23 protein-coding genes and 1 pseudogene are annotated in these 20834 nt (G+C 60.1%); 14 read left to right on the forward strand and 10 right to left on the reverse strand.

Annotated elements, in window-relative coordinates; all coding sequences use genetic code 11:
* Position 1: 1 nt before the first annotated feature.
* Both FHX15_RS08885 and FHX15_RS08890 read left to right on the forward strand, forming a co-directional pair.
* Positions 2-238 (forward strand): hypothetical protein, encoded by a 237-nt coding sequence (locus tag FHX15_RS08885; RefSeq protein ID WP_184395675.1) that lies wholly within the window; start codon positions 2-4, stop codon positions 236-238.
* Positions 239-532: 294 nt separating this feature from the next.
* Positions 533-862 (forward strand): hypothetical protein, encoded by a 330-nt coding sequence (locus FHX15_RS08890; RefSeq protein WP_184395678.1) that lies wholly within the window; start codon positions 533-535, stop codon positions 860-862.
* 210 nt (positions 863-1072) lie between these two features.
* On the opposite strand, the gene FHX15_RS31725 is transcribed toward FHX15_RS08890, so the two are convergent.
* The gene (locus FHX15_RS31725) at positions 1073-1888 is read right to left on the reverse strand and encodes an ArsR/SmtB family transcription factor (RefSeq protein WP_246778906.1); all 816 of its coding nucleotides are present in this window, start codon (positions 1886-1888) and stop codon (positions 1073-1075) included.
* Between the two features lie 66 nt (positions 1889-1954).
* A complete protein-coding gene (locus FHX15_RS08900) occupies positions 1955-2311 on the reverse strand; it encodes a cupin domain-containing protein (RefSeq protein ID WP_184395681.1) in 357 nt (118 codons plus the stop codon).
* A gap of 422 nt (positions 2312-2733) precedes the next feature.
* On the opposite strand from FHX15_RS08900, the gene FHX15_RS08905 reads away from it, so the two are divergent.
* Positions 2734-2922 carry a hypothetical protein gene (locus FHX15_RS08905; RefSeq protein WP_184395685.1) on the forward strand — a complete coding sequence of 63 codons (189 nt, stop codon included), beginning with the start codon at positions 2734-2736 and terminating at the stop codon, positions 2920-2922.
* Between the two features lie 236 nt (positions 2923-3158).
* Positions 3159-3389 carry a hypothetical protein gene (locus FHX15_RS08910; protein WP_246778907.1) on the forward strand — a complete coding sequence of 77 codons (231 nt, stop codon included), beginning with the start codon at positions 3159-3161 and terminating at the stop codon, positions 3387-3389.
* Between the two features lie 462 nt (positions 3390-3851).
* On the opposite strand, the gene FHX15_RS08915 is transcribed toward FHX15_RS08910, so the two are convergent.
* Entirely contained in the window at positions 3852-4595 is a 744-nt protein-coding gene (locus FHX15_RS08915) for an SDR family NAD(P)-dependent oxidoreductase (protein ID WP_184395691.1), read from the reverse strand.
* 104 nt (positions 4596-4699) lie between these two features.
* On the opposite strand from FHX15_RS08915, the gene FHX15_RS31445 reads away from it, so the two are divergent.
* Both FHX15_RS31445 and FHX15_RS08925 read left to right on the forward strand, forming a co-directional pair.
* Complete coding sequence (locus FHX15_RS31445; protein ID WP_184395694.1) at positions 4700-5254, forward strand: TetR/AcrR family transcriptional regulator; 555 nt, start codon at positions 4700-4702, stop codon at positions 5252-5254.
* A gap of 241 nt (positions 5255-5495) precedes the next feature.
* Positions 5496-5900: an ACT domain-containing protein gene (locus tag FHX15_RS08925; RefSeq protein ID WP_184397092.1), complete on the forward strand. Its 405-nt coding sequence runs from the start codon at positions 5496-5498 to the stop codon at positions 5898-5900.
* 81 nt (positions 5901-5981) lie between these two features.
* On the opposite strand, the gene FHX15_RS08930 is transcribed toward FHX15_RS08925, so the two are convergent.
* The 5 genes from FHX15_RS08930 to FHX15_RS08950 form a co-directional block, all read right to left on the reverse strand.
* On the reverse strand, positions 5982-6407 hold the full coding sequence (locus tag FHX15_RS08930) for a pyridoxamine 5'-phosphate oxidase family protein (RefSeq protein WP_184395697.1): 426 nt from the start codon (positions 6405-6407) through the stop codon (positions 5982-5984).
* A gap of 203 nt (positions 6408-6610) precedes the next feature.
* Positions 6611-7477 (reverse strand): protein-L-isoaspartate O-methyltransferase family protein, encoded by an 867-nt coding sequence (locus tag FHX15_RS08935; protein WP_184395700.1) that lies wholly within the window; start codon positions 7475-7477, stop codon positions 6611-6613.
* Positions 7478-7814: 337 nt separating this feature from the next.
* A complete protein-coding gene (locus FHX15_RS08940; RefSeq protein WP_184395703.1) occupies positions 7815-8177 on the reverse strand; it encodes a hypothetical protein in 363 nt (120 codons plus the stop codon).
* Between the two features lie 433 nt (positions 8178-8610).
* Positions 8611-10110: a terminase gene (locus FHX15_RS08945; RefSeq protein WP_184395707.1), complete on the reverse strand. Its 1500-nt coding sequence runs from the start codon at positions 10108-10110 to the stop codon at positions 8611-8613.
* Positions 10107-10670 carry a terminase small subunit gene (locus tag FHX15_RS08950; RefSeq protein WP_184395709.1) on the reverse strand — a complete coding sequence of 188 codons (564 nt, stop codon included), beginning with the start codon at positions 10668-10670 and terminating at the stop codon, positions 10107-10109. Before FHX15_RS08950 ends, FHX15_RS08945 begins: the two co-directional genes overlap by 4 nt.
* A 653-nt stretch (positions 10671-11323) precedes the next feature.
* Between FHX15_RS08950 and FHX15_RS08955 the strand changes: the two genes are divergently transcribed.
* Entirely contained in the window at positions 11324-12973 is a 1650-nt protein-coding gene (locus tag FHX15_RS08955) for a peptidoglycan-binding protein (RefSeq protein ID WP_210290638.1), read from the forward strand.
* Between the two features lie 132 nt (positions 12974-13105).
* Here FHX15_RS08955 and FHX15_RS31730 read toward each other — a convergent pair.
* Positions 13106-13273 (reverse strand): annotated as a pseudogene (locus FHX15_RS31730) (terminase small subunit); the annotation flags it as partial.
* Between the two features lie 313 nt (positions 13274-13586).
* Between FHX15_RS31730 and FHX15_RS08960 the strand changes: the two are divergent.
* Both FHX15_RS08960 and FHX15_RS08965 read left to right on the forward strand, forming a co-directional pair.
* Positions 13587-14045, forward strand: coding sequence for a hypothetical protein (locus FHX15_RS08960; RefSeq protein ID WP_184395727.1), 459 nt, complete (start codon positions 13587-13589; stop codon positions 14043-14045).
* A 43-nt stretch (positions 14046-14088) separates the two neighbouring features.
* Positions 14089-14418, forward strand: a complete 330-nt coding sequence (locus tag FHX15_RS08965; protein WP_184395730.1) for a KTSC domain-containing protein — start codon at positions 14089-14091, stop codon at positions 14416-14418.
* 394 nt (positions 14419-14812) lie between these two features.
* Here FHX15_RS08965 and FHX15_RS08970 read toward each other — a convergent pair whose 3' ends face one another.
* Positions 14813-15508, reverse strand: coding sequence for a TetR/AcrR family transcriptional regulator (locus FHX15_RS08970; protein ID WP_184395733.1), 696 nt, complete (start codon positions 15506-15508; stop codon positions 14813-14815).
* Between the two features lie 83 nt (positions 15509-15591).
* Here FHX15_RS08970 and FHX15_RS08975 point away from each other — a divergent pair, with 83 nt between their 5' ends.
* The 5 genes from FHX15_RS08975 (at position 15592) to FHX15_RS08995 (ending at position 20834) form a co-directional block, all read left to right on the forward strand.
* Entirely contained in the window at positions 15592-16725 is a 1134-nt protein-coding gene (locus tag FHX15_RS08975) for an NAD(P)/FAD-dependent oxidoreductase (RefSeq protein WP_184395737.1), read from the forward strand.
* A gap of 159 nt (positions 16726-16884) precedes the next feature.
* A complete protein-coding gene (locus tag FHX15_RS08980; RefSeq protein ID WP_184395740.1) occupies positions 16885-17466 on the forward strand; it encodes a dienelactone hydrolase family protein in 582 nt (193 codons plus the stop codon).
* A gap of 80 nt (positions 17467-17546) precedes the next feature.
* The gene (locus FHX15_RS08985; protein ID WP_184397094.1) at positions 17547-18080 is read left to right on the forward strand and encodes a hypothetical protein; all 534 of its coding nucleotides are present in this window, start codon (positions 17547-17549) and stop codon (positions 18078-18080) included.
* A gap of 1041 nt (positions 18081-19121) precedes the next feature.
* Positions 19122-19352 (forward strand): hypothetical protein, encoded by a 231-nt coding sequence (locus tag FHX15_RS08990; protein ID WP_184395743.1) that lies wholly within the window; start codon positions 19122-19124, stop codon positions 19350-19352.
* A gap of 369 nt (positions 19353-19721) precedes the next feature.
* The gene (locus tag FHX15_RS08995; protein WP_184395746.1) at positions 19722-20834 is read left to right on the forward strand and encodes an acyltransferase; all 1113 of its coding nucleotides are present in this window, start codon (positions 19722-19724) and stop codon (positions 20832-20834) included.

Below are 20834 nucleotides of genomic sequence, written 5' to 3' on the forward strand. Positions count from 1 at the left end.
AATGGTGAGCGAACCGACGGTAGAAGATGCGACGAAGCGCATTTACGAGTCACTGCGGGCCGATAATGAGGATATCGATCGGCATATCGCCACTCTCAAGGCAGCCTTGGCGCGGGCTGGTCTGAAGGAGGCGGTCTTCGACCCCGCCAGGCTCGTGCAGAACAACCGGTCCGGCAGGAAGCTGATGCAGGCCTATTTCCGCCAGCGCGGCGTGACGGTCAAATTCTCGGCCGAGTGAAGGCATGCTTTTTGGGGCAGGCAGGCCGCGGCGTGACGCCGGGCCGGGTTGCCTTGAACAGCGGTAAGATGACGGGCTCAAAGGAGCGGCTGCGCTTAGCCTCGATTGCTCACAGCATGTGCAAAACAGGCCATATTCAGAGATTCTCAATGCCGGTGGGGTAAAGGATATTTCCCGGAAGGAGATATCCTGGCCACGCAATACGCGAGGTGAGGTATCGAGAAAGACCCTCAGCTGGCAGTCGAAACAGATGGTCAGCGCGGTAGGACTGATATGAAGCCATGGATTTACCGCTTGGTCGTGAGCTTCGTGGTTCTGTATTGGACTTCAGCGCTCTTCTTCTGGGTCGCGCAAATCATTATCGCCGACGTGTCGACCGAATATTGCTTCGGAGAGCCTATCAGGTTCCAGTGCCGCAATTTCCCCGGCGCATCCTTGGTGAATATCGCATTGTCCGTCTGGCCCGTGCTGACTCTTCTCCCCTTCTACTGGCTGAAGCCCAGTAACGGGCCGATCTGGTTGAACGTCGCTTATGCGTACTGGATCGCGATAGCTGTGGGATCGATTATCGTTTCCGTTCGCACTTCGGCCTGGTTGAGGGCGAAGCTGCGTCAAGGTGCATGAGCCGCTGACGCGGAATGGCCGCTGCCTGTGTCCGACCACTCGCTGCCCCATCGGGAGGGGGTGCCCTCTTCATGGAAAAGACGGACCTTTTCGCAAAGGCCCGGCTTTTCTGTCGCATCACGGGCATGACCGGGACAGACGGACGAACACGATGCCGGGCAGCCACCTAAGGAAGCGGTAAGAGCGGGAAACGCCGTACGTTCGTGCCGATCAGGCTGATACGGGCGCCGGCATGTAGAAAGGTTCGCCGGTTTCCGCGAGCGTCTTCAGTCGCGACAGCGCTTCCGGCCAGCCGCCGCCGACGGCCTTGCTGGTGGCGGTCTCTCCGCCGAAATCGTCATGGGTCAGCGTCACCTTGCAGGCCTTGTCGCCGACGGGTTCCAGCAGCCAGGTCACGCGCGAGGCCGGGTCCACGGCGACGTCCGGCGACCATTGCGCGCTGAAAGAGTGCACGAAGCGGCGGGGCGGATCGATCTCCAGGACCTTTCCGACGATCATCGCGCGCTCGCCGACATGGAAGATAATGGCGCCGCCTGCGACCCATTCCGTATTCGAGGTCATGTTGAAGTGCTGCCAGAGCGGCGTTTTCTCGTCATCGGTCAAGATGGCCCACACGTCTTGCGGCGTGGCGCGAATGAACATTTCCCAGACATGTTTCGGTGCAGCAGATGCCATGGTCGCGTCCTTTCTCTCGACAGCGGTTTTAAGGTCGCTCATCGTGCGGGCGAAGGGCGCAGAAAAGCGCGACATCCAGCGATCCGCGATCTCCTGAACCGGAAGCGGATTGAGATAATGCAGCTTTTCCCGGCCGATCTTGCGGGTCACGACGAGATGGGCGTCTTCGAGCACGCCGAGGTGCTTCATCACCCCGAAGCGGGTGACGGGCTGGTCCCGCTCAAGCTCGCTCAGCGTCTGGCCGTCCCGTTCGCGCAGGCGGTCCAGAAGCTCGCGCCGGAGCGGATGCGCCAGGGCGTTGAAGATTTCATCCATGTGACGACAATACGTGACTAAATGGTCACGTGTCAAGATGGTCACCTTTTAGGCGCCGGTTGCCCCTCGCGGCCGCCCGATAAAACAGCTGCCGGCCCGCAATCAGATCCGCGGCTTCGGGGAAGGTTCTCGGTCGGAATTGCCGGAATTGGGTTCGCCCTTGGGTTCGATCAGCAGGACCTTGGCTTCCTTTGCGGCGCGCGGCCGGTGAACGACGCCCTTGGGGACGACGAAGAGCTCGCCGGCCCGGACCGTTCGGGAAGGCTCTCCTTCGATATCGATCTCGATTTCGCCCTCGAGCACGAGGAAGAAATCGTCGGTCGTTTCATGCCTGTGAAAGGGATATTCGCCCTGGAACCTGACGACCATCACGTCATTTTCATTGTAATCCGCGATGACGTGGGGGTCCCAGTGACTTGAGAAGCAGCCGAGCTTTTCCTCGAGGTTGACTGTTTTCATGTTTCTCGCCTTTGACAAATAGATCCGCCAGTCGCTCGCCGGTGGGCTACCCGGAAGCCTGGAGCCCCGGAAGAAACACGGCGGCTGCGTCACGGTCTTGAACGTTTGTGCGCATTGACGGACCGCGCCCGAGGCTGCGGCCGGCTGCCGCCGCCCTCGTTCGACCCCGTGCGACCGCGCCGTCCACCGAAAGCTTAGCCGTCGATCTCGCACTATACCGCGGCCCATCCGCGGTCTCTGTACGATATAGGACAGACCGCCCCGGCTGCCGGGAATCGTGGTTAAACACAGGCGGGATCCGTCCCCCTCATCGGAGAGAGCCTAGCCTGCCACCACCCCGGCAGGCCCTTTTTCTGGCCGCTCGGGAACAAACCGGTCCTTTATGTGTTTCTTTGCGCTCGATTGCCACGGTTCATACAGCAATGTCCGAAGAGGAATTTTGCCAGCGCTTCTACAACCGGCTGCAACTTCTGTTACGGGCGGGACGAAAAGCGCCGGTGCGCGATCCCGAAACCTACACGAAGGCTGTCGCCCCATCCTATTGGCGGGAGCTGGGCCAGCAGGGCTGGAGCCCCGAGCAATGCGCCGATCACGACGCCGCCTTTTGGTAGGGGCACCGCAGGTTCCTGTGCCGGTGCGGCGGTCTCCTCGCACGCGAAGAAATGCCATAGATAATCAGCCTTGCTTGCGGGGGCAGGGATCGGCCATGGCGGTCTTACCTTTATCGATCTACTATTAGGGCGTTGGAGCCGCTCAGGGTGCAGTTATGCCGTCATCCCACTCATCAGAGCCAAGTCTATCCAGACTGAGAGACATCGGCTGGTCGCTGTGGGATCCTATCGGACTGATGCCGGAGGGATGGAATTGGCGTGACGATGCTGCATCCGGCTTCGAAGACGAATACGACCATTATCTGAAAAGCGCGGCCGCAAAGCTTCGCGGAGGAGCGCCGGAAGCCGAGGTCGTGAACTATTTAGCGCATGTAGAAATCGATATCATGGGCCTTGGAGAAAGGCAGAACACGCTCGTCAGGGCTAAAGCAGTTGTTCAAGCCATCTTGGCGGATGACCTGATGTGAGCATCCGCCGAAGGTGAGGCAGGCCCGGCGTTGTTGCCGCCCGGTCCACCATCCGGCCACGCTCAACCTTCGATGTCGCCCTTAGCTTGGGCCTTTGATCCCGCTCAATGCGGGAGGTTCGCAGCCCGGCTAACATGGTGAAAGAGTTGGCCTTGTTTGATGGGTGTACCAATGAAACATCGTGGGGACATCAAGGCGAGATATCGCCCCGTCGCGTCCCGCTTCGGCTTGTACGATGTCATCGATCAAGTAACGGGAAAGCCGGCGGAAGTGGATGTCACTTCGGTCCTGCTTGAATCGGAGGAGGCCAGGCAACTCGTTGCTTATCTTTGCAGACACATGATCCCGCTCGATAGAGATCAGCCTGCGGCGTAAGGCCGTGGAGAAGCCGGGTTGGTCGACGCCGAAAAATCCAGCGCCGGCCGTGTGGGAAGTCATCAGCCGATATCTTGCGCCGAAGCCTCAGGCCGCTGCGAAGCCGCCATCGACGAGCAGTTCCTCGCCGCTGACGTAGCTGCTTTCATCCGACGCCAGGAACAATACCGCCTTGGCGACCTCTTGCGCCTCAGCGAGCCTGCCGAAAGGAATGGCCTGCTTCATCCATTCCTCCGTGCCGGCATTGTCTTGAAGATAGGTCTGCATTGCCGGTGTCAGGACCATGCCGGGGGAGATGACGTTCACACGAATTCCGCGGCTTTTGAGATCGATTGTCCAGGCTCGCGCAAACGAACGGATGGCCGCCTTCGTCGCGCTATAGACGGAGAGGCTGGGGAAGCCCCTGCTGCCAGCGCACGATCCGGCCAATACGACGGCGCCGCCGGCTGACATCAGCGGCAGAGCCTTCTGCACCGTGAAGACAGTCCCCTTGACGTTGATGTCGAAGACACGGTCGAAATGGTCCTCCTCGATACCGCCGATCGGGGCGGACTCGGATATGCCTGCATTGGCGAACACCACGTCCACGCGACCATGATCGCGCTTTATCCGTGCGTAGAGCCTGTCGAGGGCGGCGGGGTCGCTCACATCGCCCTGAACGCCGACGGCGCCATTCGCGATGTCCTCGAGCGCTTTATCCAGGCGGTCCTGCCGGCGCCCTGTGACATACACGTGAGCACCCTCTGCTGCGAATGCCTTGGCCGTGGCCAGGCCGATGCCGTCCGTGCCGCCCGTTATCACCACAACCTTATCGTCAAACCGTTTCACCATGTCGTTGCTCGCTTCCTAATTAAGTGGAGGATTGCTCCACTTTCTATATGGAGGTACGCTCCACTTAGCAAGTCGCATCAGGGCAAATTTTGAGAGGCAATCTTTTGGCTGATGAAATTCCATTGCGGGCCGACGCCCAGCGAAACCGGGAACGTATCCTGGCCGCAGCCGAGGAAGTCTTTCTTAAAAAGGGGGCCACCGCGTCGCTGGATGATGTCGCAAAGCGTGCCGGCGTCGGCATCGGGACGCTTTACCGTCGCTTCCCGACACGAGAGGAGCTTCTGGCTGCAGCCTATAGCTCTCGCTTTTTGGCCCTTGCCGAAACCAGCCGAGCAAGAGACACAGGACATGATCCGCTGAACGCGATGCGGGCTTATCTGGAAGAACTCGTTCAGCACACCAACGTCTATAGTGGCCTCGCCGCATCGCTTGGAACAGTGTTGCAGGTCGGTACACCCGGCTGTGCGGCAGCCAGCAAGGAGGGGATGCGGCTTCTGGAAAATGCGCAGACGGCGGGGGTTATCCGGCATGACATCGACTTCAGCGACATCGTATGCATAGCAACCGCCATCTCGCTCGCCACAGGGCAAGAGAGTTTGCCAAAGGCGCAGATAGTTCGTCTCGTCGGAGTGTTCATGGACGGGATGGCCGTGCGCTGAGCTTTAGCCGATGAGCGCTATCGGCGCCAAGTGTCATGCCGCCGAGCCGCACCGCCGCCGCAACCTGCCATTTCAGTCTACGATCGCTTTCGGCCGAGGCTGCCGCCCCTTCATGAGAGGAAGCAATCCGGACGTAGACGCCTGTCTAGGGTTCCAGAAAGCCTGTATAAGGTCGGGCGGGTTCAGGGGCATGCGAAGCCTCGCCGCCACGACCCGCGTCGATTTTTCGAGGGGTAAGAATATGGCGGCCGTGACCGACCTTGCGACATTGCTGGCAACGATGGATCCCGTGCTGCAGGAGGGGGAATTCGCCTTCTGTACGCTTTCGGAAGAGGCGCTTGCCGCTTGCCAGCCCCTGCGGCCGCTGGGACTGTTTCGCGAGGCAGAGGGCGTGACGGTGATCCTGCCGGTCGAGGTGGCGTTGGAACGGGGATTTGCGATCGGCACGCCGTTGCGCTGGATCACCCTCAATGTTCATTCTGCGCTGGAGGCGGTCGGCCTGACCGCCGCCTTTGCAACGGCACTGACGCAAGAAGGGATCAGCGCCAATGTCGTCGCGGGGTATTACCACGACCACATCTTCATGCCGGCGGCGGATGCCCCGCGCGCGATCAAGGCGCTGAAAGCGCTGTCGGCGGGTACGTGAAATCGCGCGGAACGCGCCCTCAAGGCGGGTATCACGATTTTGCCGATGCCCGCGGACGGCTACCCGAAGCCGTTGCCTCTGTCAGAATTGAAGCACGATCTGCTCGGGAGGCTCCTTGTTGAAATCGGAATATCGAATCCACCGCGGCGTCGCCTTGAACATCACGGCCCCTCTCTCGATGAACGGCCTGGCAGCCGGAACGCTGTTGAGATAAGCTTCCTGGTATTGTTCGATATCGGCAGCAGGAACCCTTGTTGCCTCACCCTCGTATTGAACCGTGATATTGTCGTTCCATCCGACTACGAACGCAACGCCGGGACGCTCCGCGAGATTGTCGAACTTTCGCGTTTCCTTGAAAGTGCTGAACACGGCCTCAAGATTGTCGCGCACCGAGAAGTCAACCGTAGCAGCCTCCGGCGTTCCATTACGATGGCAGGTCGCAATGACTGCCAAGCTGTGCTTTCTCAGGAACTCAAGGATCATGCGTCTCGTATGATCTTCGTTCATTATCTTGCCCCCTCGGTGAGTGTTCTCGATCTTTGTGCAGTCCCAGGGGTCAGCCCGCCGGCCTCAGAGAGTCTGGCCGCCAGCGCCGCGAGCTTGCGAGATATGCAACTCATCAGCGTCATGACAGGCGTCACCCAAGGCGGCGGTTGTCAGCCGTATCAACGAGTTTCGGCTTTGCTCGACACGACGATGCCCGCTGTTGGCTAGGCATAGGCTAGGCACCAGCCCGGACCGCGAACCCAGCACTGCTCGGGCGGCAGTTCATCGTGACGGTACAGCCGCGTGACCTTCCTTTGCTCGCCAGTTTCGAATGCCACCGCAAGGGCCTTTTCCGATTCCGCGTCGCGCATTCCTTCACAGGGGAAGATGGCCACCGGAGAAATCCATTGCGCGTGGAATTGCTCACCCTTACGCGTGACGAGGAACACCGCTCCCCGAAGATGCATGTTGCCCCAGTTGCTGCTGGTGAATCCAAGATCAGTCGTGAGCGGCAAGACCAGCCTTCCCCCATCATTGAGCCGGTCGAGCCAGATATCCGCCGGACGGGTTGCTCCAGCATTTACATAGATCACATCGGCTGAAGCGAAAGCCACGGAGCTGCCGTCCCCCTGAAGCGCAGTAACGTTCCGATAGGTCCTGAGATTTTCTTTCGCCCGTGCAGCCAGCTCCGGTTCGAACTCTATCGCCGTCACCTTGCCGGATGCGGCAACAAGGTTAGCCATGATCGCGGAGTAGTAGCCGACACCAGCGCCGACATGCACGACATGCTCGCCTGCTTGCGGCGCAACGTGCGAAAGCAGGAAGGCATGAAGTGACGGCTGCCCGTTATTGATGTGGCGCTCGGGGAGGATGCCGACGATCTCATCTGTATACAGGTAGACCGGATCAGCGGTCGGAGTTGGAACATAGTCCCTCCGCATCCGGAAGATCGGCCACGGACCAGGACCAAGGAAATCCTCTCGCGGCACTTCGGCGAACGCGGTCTCGACACGCTCATCGACGACCCTGACAGCCGCCGTGATCTGCTTTGCATAAGCGTGACGCACGATCTTTAATTCGTCCGGTGTCATCGGCAGAACCACCCGAAATCTAGCTTGTTTTATCTATTGCTGCGACGAGAGAATAGATGGTTCTGTGGCAGCCGCAACGTCGCATCATGTCGTGTCGCCTTTGATGAAACACCGGAACTTCCAGCTGAGGCGCCGGATCACAGCCTTTCCGGCAAACGGAGATAGGCTGCCGGGTCGACTCGTGTAGTCTGAACGTTCGGCGGAGGAAGGTGTTGTGCCTCGAATATGAGCGAACGGACGAGGAAGGACGTGGCCAGCACATTTTTAAGTGGCGGCTATTGGCGAACCACGCGCCTCAAGCGCCGGCAATGCCGAGCCTTCGGGCCCTTAGCGGACCTTAGTTGTAATCGGGAAAGACGACCTTCTTGTCATCAGGCGCGTCCGCCCACGCTCGATAAGCCTCATATTTCACGGCACCGGACGCAATCCCCTTGACCATGCGACGGCACGCCTCGGCAGTCGCCTTCTCCGGAGGCATTCCGCTATCCCGTTCGACCTCTGTCCTTGCTCGATCGGTCATCGCTGCCAACCCATTCTCAGTACATGCCTGGATAATTCGCGAATGGGTTCCCGGCTGCTGACGAATGATAGAAGCGTAGTATTCGAAAGTCTCTCTGTTCCATGCACCGCCATCGGCCCGGACCAAAGACGGCATCGCGGCCGCTGTGATGAGTGCAGCAAAAAGCTGAATTTTGCTCAATAAATAATCCCCCAGGGGTTGTGCCCGAAGAGAAGCAGTTTTGGGATGTACGCGCAACTGTTTACCCGGGCCGCATGACCGCTGTTGGCGCGAAGCAGTCATTGATTTATATATCTGCGATTGTATACTTGGTGAATGTTTACCAACCTATGCTTAGCTGCCGCCGTCGTCATTTTCTTCGCCATACTTGCGATCATGATCCCATTCTTAGGTAAGATTCATGATGTCAAAGAAATGACCCCAGAACTGTCTGCATGGCTTTCAGTACGACTATTCCCGCTAATGTTTCTCTTTGCCGTACTCGCTTTCCTCGGCAGCCAAGCCAGCAAGTGGGGATGGAACTAGTCAGTTCAATGTCCGTGGCTCTAAGCTGCCAAGGTCGCCTATCTGCCGGCGCGAAAGCGGCCATGCCGCCGCACCCCGTCATCCGCCACTACCCATAGACATCATAGTCCACCGCCGCCTTCGCCTCTGTCCCCGCCCGGTGACGTGCCTTCTTCGTCACCGGCTGCGTGAATGTCAGCGCCAGCGCGTCGCCCTCGTTCGGCGAGGGCAATCCGCGTTCCTTCATGTCGTCCTTGCTTTCCAGCTGGATCTTGCCGTCGAGCCGCGCCACGGTCTCCGGGCCGACCAGATCCTGATAGAGCATCTCGTTGGCCGGATCGATCGCGCCGCCGGCCTTCAGCCAGCGTTTCATCTGGCCCCAGATATAGGCGCGCATATTGTAATAACCGGGGTCGAGCACCTTGGTTGAGCCGAACCAGACGAGCTGCCAGGAGCGGCCCATGACCGTGCCGGCGCTGACGATGCCGGTGCCGTAGCCGGCATCGACGAAGACGGCGTCGGCCTGGTATTCGTCCTCCAGCCGGGCGATCAGATTGGCGACCTCGATGTCGTTGTCGTTGCGGGGAATGGTGGCGAGACGCTTCGAATAGAGGCCCTGGCGCAGCATGATGACAGTCGGGTCGTCGCCCGTCCAAGCGGGGTCGACACCGATGATGACGGGGGCGAAGCCATATTGCTCGGGGCGCAAATGGACGCTGCGGGCGCGGTCGGCATCGTCGGCGGAGATGAACTGCAGGGCGGACTGGCTCGGAAACTGGCCGCGCACGCGCACCTTGACGATATCGCTATCCTCGCCGTGATCGTCCACCAACCGCTGAAGGAATTGCTTGTTGGTGCCGGGCACCGAGCGGCTGTCGATCTGCCTTCCGATCCAGCGATGGCGGAAGCGGCGGAAGCACTCGCGGAAGCGGCCGCTGTTCCGCGTCGGGTTGCCGAAGACGATCCAGATGATGACGGTATCCTCGTCCGTCAGCGCGCCTTCGGCCACTTCCCAGACCTTGTCGTGGATCTTCGAGGCCTCGTCGAAGAGCAGGAGGATGATACGGCCCTTGTTGTGCAGGCCGGCGAAGGCTTCGGTATTGTGCTCGCTCCAGGAGATGAAATCCTGCCGCCAGCTCTCGCCGCGATCAGGGTCGCGCGACTTGATCGACATGGCCTGCACGTCGAACCAGTGGGCGGTGATGGAAAGCCGGAACCATTTGCCGATCTCGGGCGCCGTCTTGGTGCGCAGCTGGCCCTCGGTATTGGCCGTCGTGACGATCCTACAATCGGCAAAGCAGGACATGGCCCAGTTGGACAGCATGCCCATTTCCGCCGATTTGCCGATGCCGTGGCCGGAGGCGACTGCGATCTGCAGCGGCTGGTAGCGGGTGGCGGGGTCGGCAAGATGGGCGCCGATCACCTCGTTGATCTCGTCCTGCCAGGGACGGGGGCCGTCAAAGCCCTGAAGTTCGCCCACGCCCCAGTCCCAGGCGAGCCGGCTCCAGCGCTTGGGGCTGAAGCGGCAGGAGGATGCGAGCTCGATGATAGCGTCGTTCGGGTCGCGGCTTTCGCTGACAGTGGCGGGGAGGGGCTTTTGCGGCATCATCGCTCCTCCGCCTCGCCGTCGCCGCGTTGCTCATTGCGCTTTTGCGCCCGCTCCAGCCGTTCGGCGAGCGCCCCAAGCCCCTTATGCTCGACGATCTCCTTGAAGGCATTGATGCGGATATGTTTGCCGATCAGCTCCAGACGGCGCAGCCGCTCGGCGAATTTCACCTTCTTCACATGGCCGATTTCGCGGCGCTCCTTGCCCGTGCCCTCATAGAGCGCGGAGATTTCGACACCCGTCACCAGCCCCTGCCGCCAAATGGCGGGCCATTCCCCGATCGGCTTGAAATCGCCGTTCTCGTCATAGAGATCGCCGAAATCGGCTTCCGCTTCGGCGGCGAGCCGAGTCAACAGCCAGTCCGCATCGATCCGCGTGCGCTCCGAGCGCTCGGCCTTCGCCGTTTCGATGGCCGCGGCAATGGCCGGTTTCTTCAGGAGTTGATAGGCCGTCACAGCCGCTCCGCGCGGGGAATAGCCCGCTCTTATCGCCGCCTGCGCTCCGCAGGGATTGACGAGATATTCTTCCACGAAACGCTGCTGGCGCGCCGTCAGTTCGCTCATGTCACTACACCCCGGTTTGGGGTTAGCCATAACCGGAGGAAAGTTGTGGCGGTGAACGGGAGGAGCCAAGGCAGGGTAGCGAGAATTTGTAAATGTCGCCGGCAATCTCAGCTCTACGCTGTAGAAATTGAATTTCTGGAGTTCATGCACGTTGGAATTGACCGTCATATAAGTATGTGCTAGATTAGATCCTTATACACTAAGATAACCCGTTCAGGGCTCATCAGTTTGATCTTTCGTAAATAGCAAAACCATCAGATTCTGATGAGTACAAAGGCGATGCGATGTTGATAGATAGCAAGCAACGCCGGTTCTGGCGTGACTACGAAGAAAAAGTTGATCTAATGACCGATATATATTTCGGTGATGCTTTGATCCGAGTCGCGAGGCCGACTGTATCAGCATGGGACGCTCTCGAAGCTATCATGCACTCCTTTAACTACAGGGTCAGCCCAAACGAGACTTCGGGATACACTCCCAAAGCCGCGAATTCGACTGTGAATGATCTTCGATCATTCGGAATTGCAGTGAATGTCAACGCTGCTTCAAATCCACAGAGGCAAACGACCGACAAACGGAAAGTGTGGTTCTCGAGCAAGCCGACACAAGTGGAGCGAGCTCACGATGTCTTGGAGAATGCCGCAGACACCGACATGTCGGCCGATATGATTGATGCCATCAAGGCAGTGCGAACGCTCGACAAGAAGCGGGTCTTCGGCTGGGGAGGCGATCGGCCTACCAAAAAGAGCGCGGGCCTTTTCTTTATCAACGTGTCGCCCGAAGAACTCGCAAGGGGGCTCGATAACAGAACGGTCAGAAGGCTGGAGGAGGTCTCTCCAAAGCCAGATGAAGAAGACGAGAATTTCGATACGGACGTTCCGAGCGATCCGGTGCTTGAAGAAGAGATGTTTGGGGAGACCGAAACAATGGTCGATGTAATACATGTTGAACGCTTTCGGGTATTGCTGGATTTCATCGCCAACCATGAGGGAACGGCTCAGCAGCCGGATGGCGGATATAATACTTCGCTCGGTTTCGGGGTGCTGACCGGCGGCGAAAAGACGCTGACGAACATGACCCTCAATCAGATCGACGCGCTTCAGACGCTGATGCTCAACAACCCGAAGAACAAGTGGAATTCTTCCGCTTTGGGCCGCTATCAGATCGTCCGCACGACGCTGCGCGGCCTCAGAACGCAACTGGGCCTGACTGGCAACGAACTCTATTCGCCGGATCTGCAGGATCGCCTTGCCACCATGCTTATCAACCGGCGCGGGCGCAGCGTCCCCGGGCTTCGTGCGGAATGGGCGAGCCTGCAGAAAGTATCACCGGCTGCCATTCTTGCTGCATACGACGCGCCTTCTCCGGGTTCCTACGCCGGTCCGGAAGTGGTTACCACGGAGCAGCCGGACATTACCAAGATTCTCGAGGCGCTCTGGGAAAGACTGGGCGTTTCGAACACGCAGCCTTTTCCGACCCCGATCGCCATATCGCCTATGCCGCAGCTGGCGCTGAAGCCAGGGGACCGCGGGCCGGCTGTGCAGGCCCTGCAGGAGGCCCTCAGCCGCCGCAACTATCAGGTGGGCAAGATCGACGGCATCTATGGTTCATTGACCACAGCTGCGGTCGCGGCTTTTCAGATCGATTACAACGTGCCGACGGATCATGTCGGCACCGTCGATGGCCCGACATGGGAGATGCTGGCCAATGCGGCCAATCGCCCCCTGTCCGAGGACCGGCTGAACGCCAGCGCCGACGATCTCAGGCGGATGGGTTCTCAAATCGTCCTGAACGCCGATCGAACGAAGATCGTCGCGATCCTCACATCGGTGTTGGGCGCGCTCGGGCTGGGAAAGGCGACGCTCGGCGACTATGGCGGACCCGGTGGATCTGTTGGTACGGCATCGACCGCCCAGACTGCCATAACGAATTCGGCAATTCCCGTTGAACAGCAGATCGCGCATTCGATGAACGCCTTCAGTGCCACCCAGTACGGGCCGTTCTTCGGCCTCAGTCGCGACGAAACCAATGCCGTGAGGAATAAGATTCAGGATCTGGATAAACTCTACAGCCAGTCGAATTCCTCGCAACAGACCTCGCAAGTGGGCGCACGCCCCGATCTCGTCGACCCATTGATCGGACTGGCGGCGGGCGCCGCCAACATTTTCCTGCCGGGAGTAGGGGGATCGTTGGCAATGCTCGCGCTGGGGGTCGCGTCCCACATGTTCGGATCGCGGATCATCAACCGGCGGGTACAGGACCAGCGGACGGGCGCCAATATCGGCGCAGTCGGCCGGAACTAGGGCCAGCAGATCGCTCCAGCTCCCGCCGCCAGCTGCAGGGCCATTCCCTGATCGGCTTGAACCGCCGTTCTCGTCGTAGAGATTGCCGAGATCGGCTTCCCCCTTCGGCCGCGACCGCGCCAGCATCCAGTCGACATCGATCCTGGTGGCGCTCCGAGCGTTCGCCCTCGCTCTTGCGATGGCGGCGGCAATGGCCCGTTTCTTCAAGAGCAGCCAGCCCCTCTTCTTGGCGTCGCCCGGCGAATAGCCCGCCCTGATCGCCGCCTGCGCTCCGACAGGATCGACGAGATATTCTTTCACGAAGCGCTGTTGGCGCGCCCATCACTTCGCTCGCGATCGGCTCCCGGTTTGCCTCAGAGAGTGCAGGCCAACGGTTGTCGAGGCGATATCGGACTAAAGTCCCATGCCGGAACTTTTTCGGACACGCGGCGTTTTGCGCTTCTGCCAGACCTCGTTTCCTGCGTTGCTGGCCCTGCTGATGTGCCCATCCCGGCATGGCTCGGGATCGCGGCCAGGGGGAAATGACCGCTGCTCGTAACTCAAAGAAAGGCCCCCTGGGGCGCGTTGAAAATGGCTTTGACAATACTGCGCCATAGGGGAGAGGATATTTGCGATGCTTAAAAAAATAAGAAAAGCGCTTGGCTTTGCTCGGAAGAACTACCGTGAGAGGGAGATTACCTGGATCGGCTATAGCGAAAATCCTTCCCGGCTCGTCATCGTCTTTAGCGATGGTAGCATGCGTACGCATCTCAATGTCATGCCGGGCTATATCGTCGGCCTGCGCGTTGCGGCCGACAAGCTCGATTATTACGAGACCCAGGTCGCGCCGTCCAATGTCGCGTTGGAAATATCGGGTGCCAGAACCATTGCGAGCACGAGCACTCGGGCGAGCATCCATATCAGGCCAGGCTCCAGCCTCGGGGTTATGGGCTTTGGCGCCCACACCATGGAGGTCATGCGCGCCGGGGTTCACGGCATGCGGGCTCAAAGCATGAAAACGATCAACACGGGGGGCATGAACATGGGAGCAAGGGCGGCGGCTGCTCCCGAAAGGCGCAGGGCGCATTTCTGAGATCCCGAAGGGGATCGCTGCGCACTCTTTGCGAGGGGCGACAATGGAACTTTCATCACGGCTGATCAAGGAAGTCATTTATAATCCGAGGACGCGGATCCTCGAGGTCGAGCTGCGCCTCAACCGCCGCCGCCGCTATTACAACGTGCCGCCGGGCGTCGTCAAAAACCTGGTCACCGCGCCATCGCCGGGCTGGTATTACACGCAGCACATCCACAGCGTCTTTCCCCGCACCGAGGACGAACCGCGGCGGCGCTTTTCCTTTCCCTGGCTTCACCGTTACGCCGGCCAACAGCCAAGCCTCCACCGCGCGCCGCCGCGCCATCACGGCGGAATGCTGCCGGCATGGCTGCAAAAGTGGCTAAGTCATTGATCCTGAATAAGTGACGCACCAGAGCGGAAAAACTTTTATATTTTTTTCGTTCATCCGGCGCTTTCTCCCGTTTTGAATTTTCTTTACGCGTAAGTTGAGGGGTAAGTGGATCACTTATTCAGAATCAATGACTTAGTGGGATTTTTGGGCGTTTTCGGCCCATTTTTCCAAATTCTTATTCAGGATCAATGGGTTATTGCGTGGTCCAGAGGGATATGGCCTGCTGGAGCGGGGAATTGCGCGAACGGAGAGGGCGTGCCGTGGGACACCCCGTCTGTCCTGCCGGGTTGCCCCGGCAGGACAGAGGGGGTGTCGGAGAATGCGAAGGTCGACGCGATGTAGGCGTCAATCCAGCAACTGAGGCCTCACGGGGCGGCAGGGCCTACTCAAGGCCTCAGCTCATCCGCCCCTTTAGTTGTCCAATGCCCGCAAGGATCAGGTCGATGCCGGCGAGGAATTGTTCGCGGTCGTCGTGGTCGCGGAGTTTCGTCGCCAGGTGGTGGACGAAGGGATAGCGCGCCGGGTCGCGCTCGGTCCAGCTTGCGGCAACAGTGCCGAGGACGGCCGATCTGTCCGTGCCATGCGGCTGCAGGCGGGCGTTGGCGGCGTTCTGTGCGGCGACGCCGAGGATATAGTTGACGAGCGCCGAGCCGGCATTGAACAGCGCCTCTTCGGGAACGCCGAGCGCCTGTAGCCTTCCGCCAACCGCTTCGAAGATCTCCAGCATTGCCGCCTGCCACGGCTCGCGGAAGAGGTGGGTGCCGACCCAGGGGTGGGCGTCGATCGCGTCGAACAGGCCGAGCGCGAAGGCGCGGATTGACTGATCGGGCATGGCATCCGGCGCCAGACCGGCCAGGACGCCGCCGATGATGGCGTCGGTGGCGGCGGTCAGCAATGCGCTCTTGTCGGCGACATGCCAGTAGATCGCCCCGGCCCCTGTCGAAAGACGCGCCGCAAGGGCACGGAAGGTGAGGGCATTTTCGCCCTCGGCATCGAGGATAGCGATCGCCGCTTCGACGATCTTGTCCTTCGAAAGCGCATCGGTGCGCCGCTCGCTGCGCCGGGTTCTAGTCCGCTGAGTCTTTTCCATGGACCACATCTTGACATGAATGGAACGACGTTCCAATTACTATTTATGGAACGATGTTCCATTCATCTCGGGAAAGGAACACGATGACCAAGACAGTCACGATCGTCGGGGCAGGCCTCGGCGGCCTCACGCTTGCCCGCGTCCTCGCCGTCGTTGGCATAAAGGCCACGATCTACGAGGCGGAGGCTTCGGCCGGAGCCCGCACACAGGGCGGCCAGCTCGATATTCATCCGCACAACGGCCAGAAGGCGCTGGAGGCTGCCGGCCTTACCGAAGCGTTCCGTGCCATCATCCACCACGGCGCCCAGGCTTCGCGCGCGCTTGACCGGCATGGCGCGGTGCTCATGGAGAAGGCCGATGACGGTACGCTCTCGCGCCCGGAGGTGCTGCGCGGCGATCTGCGCCGCATCCTCATTGAGTCCCTGCCTGGTGACACGATCCGGTGGGGCAAGAAACTCGTTGGCGTTGCCGCACTTGGCGCCGGCCGGCACGAACTGCGCTTTGCACACGGGACGAGCGTCGTCAGCGATCTGCTGGTGGGCGCCGACGGCGCATGGTCGAAGGTGCGGCCGCTGCTTTCGGATGCCAAGCCCGCCTATGTCGGCACGGCCTTCATCGAAACCTATCTCCACGATGCCGATATTCGCCATCCGGCCGCGGCGGAAGCGGTCGGCCGCGGCGCGATGTTTGCGCTTTCGCCGGGCAAAGGCATCGTTGCCCATCGTGAGGCGGGCGGCGTGCTGCACGCCTATATCCAGATGAATTGCTCGCGCGAATGGATCGCCGGCATCGATTTTTCCGATAGCGCCGCGGCCAAGGCCAGGATCGCCGCAGAATTCGAGGGCTGGGCGCCGGCGTTGACCGCACTGATCACTGAGAGCGATACGCCGCTCGCCCCACGCCTGATCCACGCGCTGCCGGACGCAATCCGCTGGCCGCGTGTTCCCGGCGTGACGTTGATCGGCGACGCCGCCCATCTGATGGCGCCATCGGGCGAGGGGGCAAACCTTGCCATGTTCGACGGCGCGGAGCTCGCAAAGGCGATCGCCGCCCAGCCCGAGAATATCGAAGCAGCGCTTGCCGCCTTCGAGGAGGCGATGTTTGCCCGCAGCGCCATCGAGGCGGAAGGCGCCCGTTTCATCCTGGACCTCTGCGTCGGCGAGCGCGCGCCCTACGGACTGATCGATTTCTTGACAGCCAAGCGCGGGCAGGGATGAGGGGGCGCCGGAGAACACAAAGGCAGACGCGAAGTGCACATCAATCCGGTAACTGAGATCCCGACCCCGCAGCCGTGACCTGTCCGCGCCCTTTCCGGCGCGGCGATGAGCTTGTAGACTGGCCGCACCTGCGCCAGATCATCTCACCGGAGGCTCCCCATGACCGAGGTCCTGCTGTTTCACCATGCACAGGGGCTGACGCCTGGCGTGCGCGCCTTCGCCGAGGAGATCAGGGCCTTCGGCCATATCGTGCACACGCCCGATCTCTTCGAAGGCCGCACGTTCGCAAGCATCGAAGAGGGCCTCGCCTATATCGGCGGGGTCGGATTCGACGAGATGCGCGAGCGCGGCGTGCGCCTTGCCGACGCGCTGCCCGCCGGGATCGTCTATGCCGGGTTCTCCTTCGGCGTGCTGCCGGCGCAGAAGCTGGCGCAGACGCGGCCGGGCGCACGCGGAGCCCTGCTTTTCTACTCCTGCCTGCCGATCAGCGGCGAATGGGCCCTCGGCCCCTGGCCGGATGGCGTTCCGGTGCAGATCCACGGCATGGACAGGGACCCGGTCTTCGTCGGCGAGGGCGACATCGACGCCGCCCGCGAGATCGTCGAGAAGGCCGATGATGCGGAGCTCTTCCTCTATCCCGGCGACCAGCATTATTTCGCCGACAGCTCGCTGCCGTCCTATGACGCCGATGCGACCGCGCTTCTGACGATCAGGGTCCGTGCCTTCCTCGATCGCGTCTGATCGGCGCCGGCGCCCACGCGATGGACCGAGTGATTGACCTGTGCAATTGACGTGTGGGGGCGAAGATGTAGCCTGTGCCCATGGGCAACGCGCTGATCGAATATGCCGATCTCATTTCGCTGCTGACGGCGGTCGGCACCTTCGTTGCGATCGTTGCCGGTGTCGTCGAGCTCATCAAGGCGCGGCGCGAGCATGTGAAGGCGAAGGAGCAGGAGTTCAACAGCTCCTATCTGGCGATCAGCGATGCCTATCACCGGTTGCTGGAGCTGGCGGTCGAATATCCCCATCTCGGCATCTTCCCCTGGCAGGAAGAGCCCGCCGATCTTTCCCTCGTTGATCTCAACCGCCGCGACATTTTCTACGAGATGATGATCTCGATCTTCGAGCGCGCCTTTCTCGAACGCCACAAGACCCCGGAGATATCCGAGCATTTCTGGCCCGGCTGGGAGGCGTTTCTCAAACGGCAGATCGAGAAGCCGTCGTTTCGGAACTATTGGGGAATTTTCGAGGGGGAAGGGGCGTTCGGGGCGTATGACCGGCGGTTCGAGGCGTTTGCGCGGCGGCTGGATAAGTCGCTGCCTCAGACATTTCGCAAGACGCCGCCCCAAACGTGACCGGGGTCGAGCCACGGGTCTCGACCCGTCCTTCGGACCCCCACAAGGGGGAGGGCGCTTAGACTGCCGAGCCGGCTTTCCTAATTTTCAACGTTTCAGGAGGAGTGAGGCGGTGCCTCAGGTTAGCCCCTCCCCCTGTGAGGGTGATAGGGCGGAACCGTGGTTGTACTTCAATTGTTTTTTGATTTGGAAGCACAGAGTGCGGCGGCATATAATCGAATAGCTTTGGGTGGAGGTGAGGGCCATGTCAGAGCAATTGGAAAAGTCGATCAGCGAAGCGTCTCGCCAAGTTGTGCGAGCGGATTTTCGTTATCAGCGCCAGCTTGATCTAATTGAGAGGTTGAGGTACGCGGGCCTCGACCCTGTCGCCTCGCTCGAGCTAGCCAAATCGTTCCTGCGACAGGAAGAACAAGCGCACGCTTGGCTAAAACACCTAATTGCGTTGAACGAGCCGTCCCCTTCGCTACATCCTGAGCCGGAGGTTCCTTGGGAGACTGCGGAGCAAGCTGAACGTTTTGCGAACGCGAGATTCCCGTCTCGACAAGAGAGCGGGTGATCCTGTTCCAAGCCGTGGCTTCGAAATCGATCTCCCTGTCGCTCGGCGTCTTGCCGGCGGAGATTGTCATCTCGTTCAGATGATGGCCGCAAATGGGGCGCTTTCTCGATCAGGTCGTCCCGCTTCAACGAAACCATTTCGGAGGTAGAGGCTGCCCACCGGGTTCCAAGCGAAAATGGAAGACAGCTCGATCCAGCATCCCGATAACGCACTCCTTCGGAAGACAGATCTTCGCGCTACTGTGCCATTCCTGCGCAGGCAAAGATTGCACGTAAATAAACGCAGCTATCGAGCGGCTAAAATATTGGCATCTTTCAGACGAAATCTGTCCGCGAGTTCGGCACATTTCCTGCAATCATCGGGGGTGGTACAGTCTTTATTGTCGCGCTAAGATAAACCTGTTCTTCCCGTCGGGCCTCGACTTGGAACTTGTTGCAAGGTTCGACGTATTGTTCAGGCGTTCTTCTACCGATCGAGGAATAAACATGTCTCCAGAATCCACGCGTCTCACCTCCGAGGCAATAACACTGTCGGCCGCCGCCGTTCTGAACTCGCTTATCTCCGTGCTCGGCAATAAAGGCCTGCTTTCCCCTGACGAGGAGCGGGAAGTCTATCGCTCCGCTGCCGAGCTGATCGACGAAGCCTCGGGCGAAGACGAGGACGGAACCTATGAGCTGGCGCGTGAACTGATCGAGCTCAGGATGGCCGATATCTAAGGCATGTCCGGCAGATGCCGTCGAATTGCGCCGCCGGCTGCGCGGATGGGATCAGCTCCGGCGATACATGCATCTCCCCCGTCGGACCGATCGAGCAGCCGGAATCGGCGATCGTATCGACGAGGACACGGCAGGGTGATCTTCGGCCTGAAGGCAGAGGTGTATGCTGACCGACAATAGGTGATTGCACGCCCCCAACAAGTTCGGCAGCCTGGTGAACAATATAGCACAAGCTGTATTTCTAAGCATGCTCCGATAACCTTTCGTTGAAAAATTACAGCATAGGCTGTTCCGGAAATGCGCTTTGTTCGCGGTGGTTGCTTTCACGCGGCAGGCACGAGGCGTAAGGGTCGGTTTTCCGGAGGGGCTGTGAAGAGCTTTGGAGAGGTGCTGGCGAGCCATCAGGGCCTTGGCCCGGGTTTTAATTTCCTGCGCCTTGGGCTCGCGTTGACCATCGTTTTCTATCATGTTCTTTGCGCTGACGGTTACTACGCAGTCGCGCATGGGCCGGTTCTGTGGTTTTTCGAATACAGCCTAGTGCCCATGTTCTTTGCGCTCAGCGGCTTCCTGATCACCGCCAGCGCCCAGCGGCTCGACCTTGCAAATTTCCTGCTCAATCGCTCGCTGCGCATCGTTCCTGCCCTCGCGGTCGATATCCTGATCTGCGCCCTCATCATCGGCCCGGCCGTCACTACGCTATCCCCGGGCGAATATTTCACGAATACGGGTTTCCTGGCCTATTTCATGAACACCATTGGCCTGGTGCATCTGCAGCTGCCCGGTGTCTTCACCCGCAACCCCATTCCGGAGGTCAACGGCGCGCTCTGGACCATTCCCTGGGAGATCAACTGTTACATCGTCATGGCGTTCATGATGATAACAGGCGCGGTGCAGCGGGCGGCGGCGACCTTGCTGCTGCTGGCGGGATTCTTCATCGCGGGCCTTGTGATCGAGCATCTTATACCTGTTAGGCCGGGCGAGATCACCGGCCTTCACACACTGTTCGTCACCCGCGGTGCCAAGCTGATCACGGCCTTCCTGTGCGGTGTGCTCGCCTATCAGCTCAGGGACCGGATCCCGATGCGCAGGGGGCTCTTCTATATCTGCATCGCCATTGTGCTTGACAGCGCGTTGCTGCTGGACGTGACCGCGGGCGGAAGCGTCGCAAACCGGCTGATCCTGATCCCCGCTCTCACCTACATCACGGTCTATGCCGGCCTGTCGCGCCTGCCGCTGCCGAAAATTCTCGAGCGCGGCGATTATTCCTACGGCGTCTATCTCTACCACGTGCCGTTCATCCAGCTTTCGATCTTCTTGGCGCCGTCGGTCTTCGTCGGCACGATCCCCGGCGTCGTCATGCTGACGGCGGTAACGGTTACTGTCGTTCTTTGCGTTGCGGCACTCTCCTGGCATTTTATCGAAAAGCCTGTCCTGTCGCTCCGGCGTTTTGCGCTGACGGGCAGGGTGATTGCTGCTGAGTAA

The sequence above is a fragment of the Rhizobium sp. BK650 genome, assembly GCF_014195325.1.
Classification (GTDB): Bacteria; Pseudomonadota; Alphaproteobacteria; order Rhizobiales; family Rhizobiaceae; genus Rhizobium.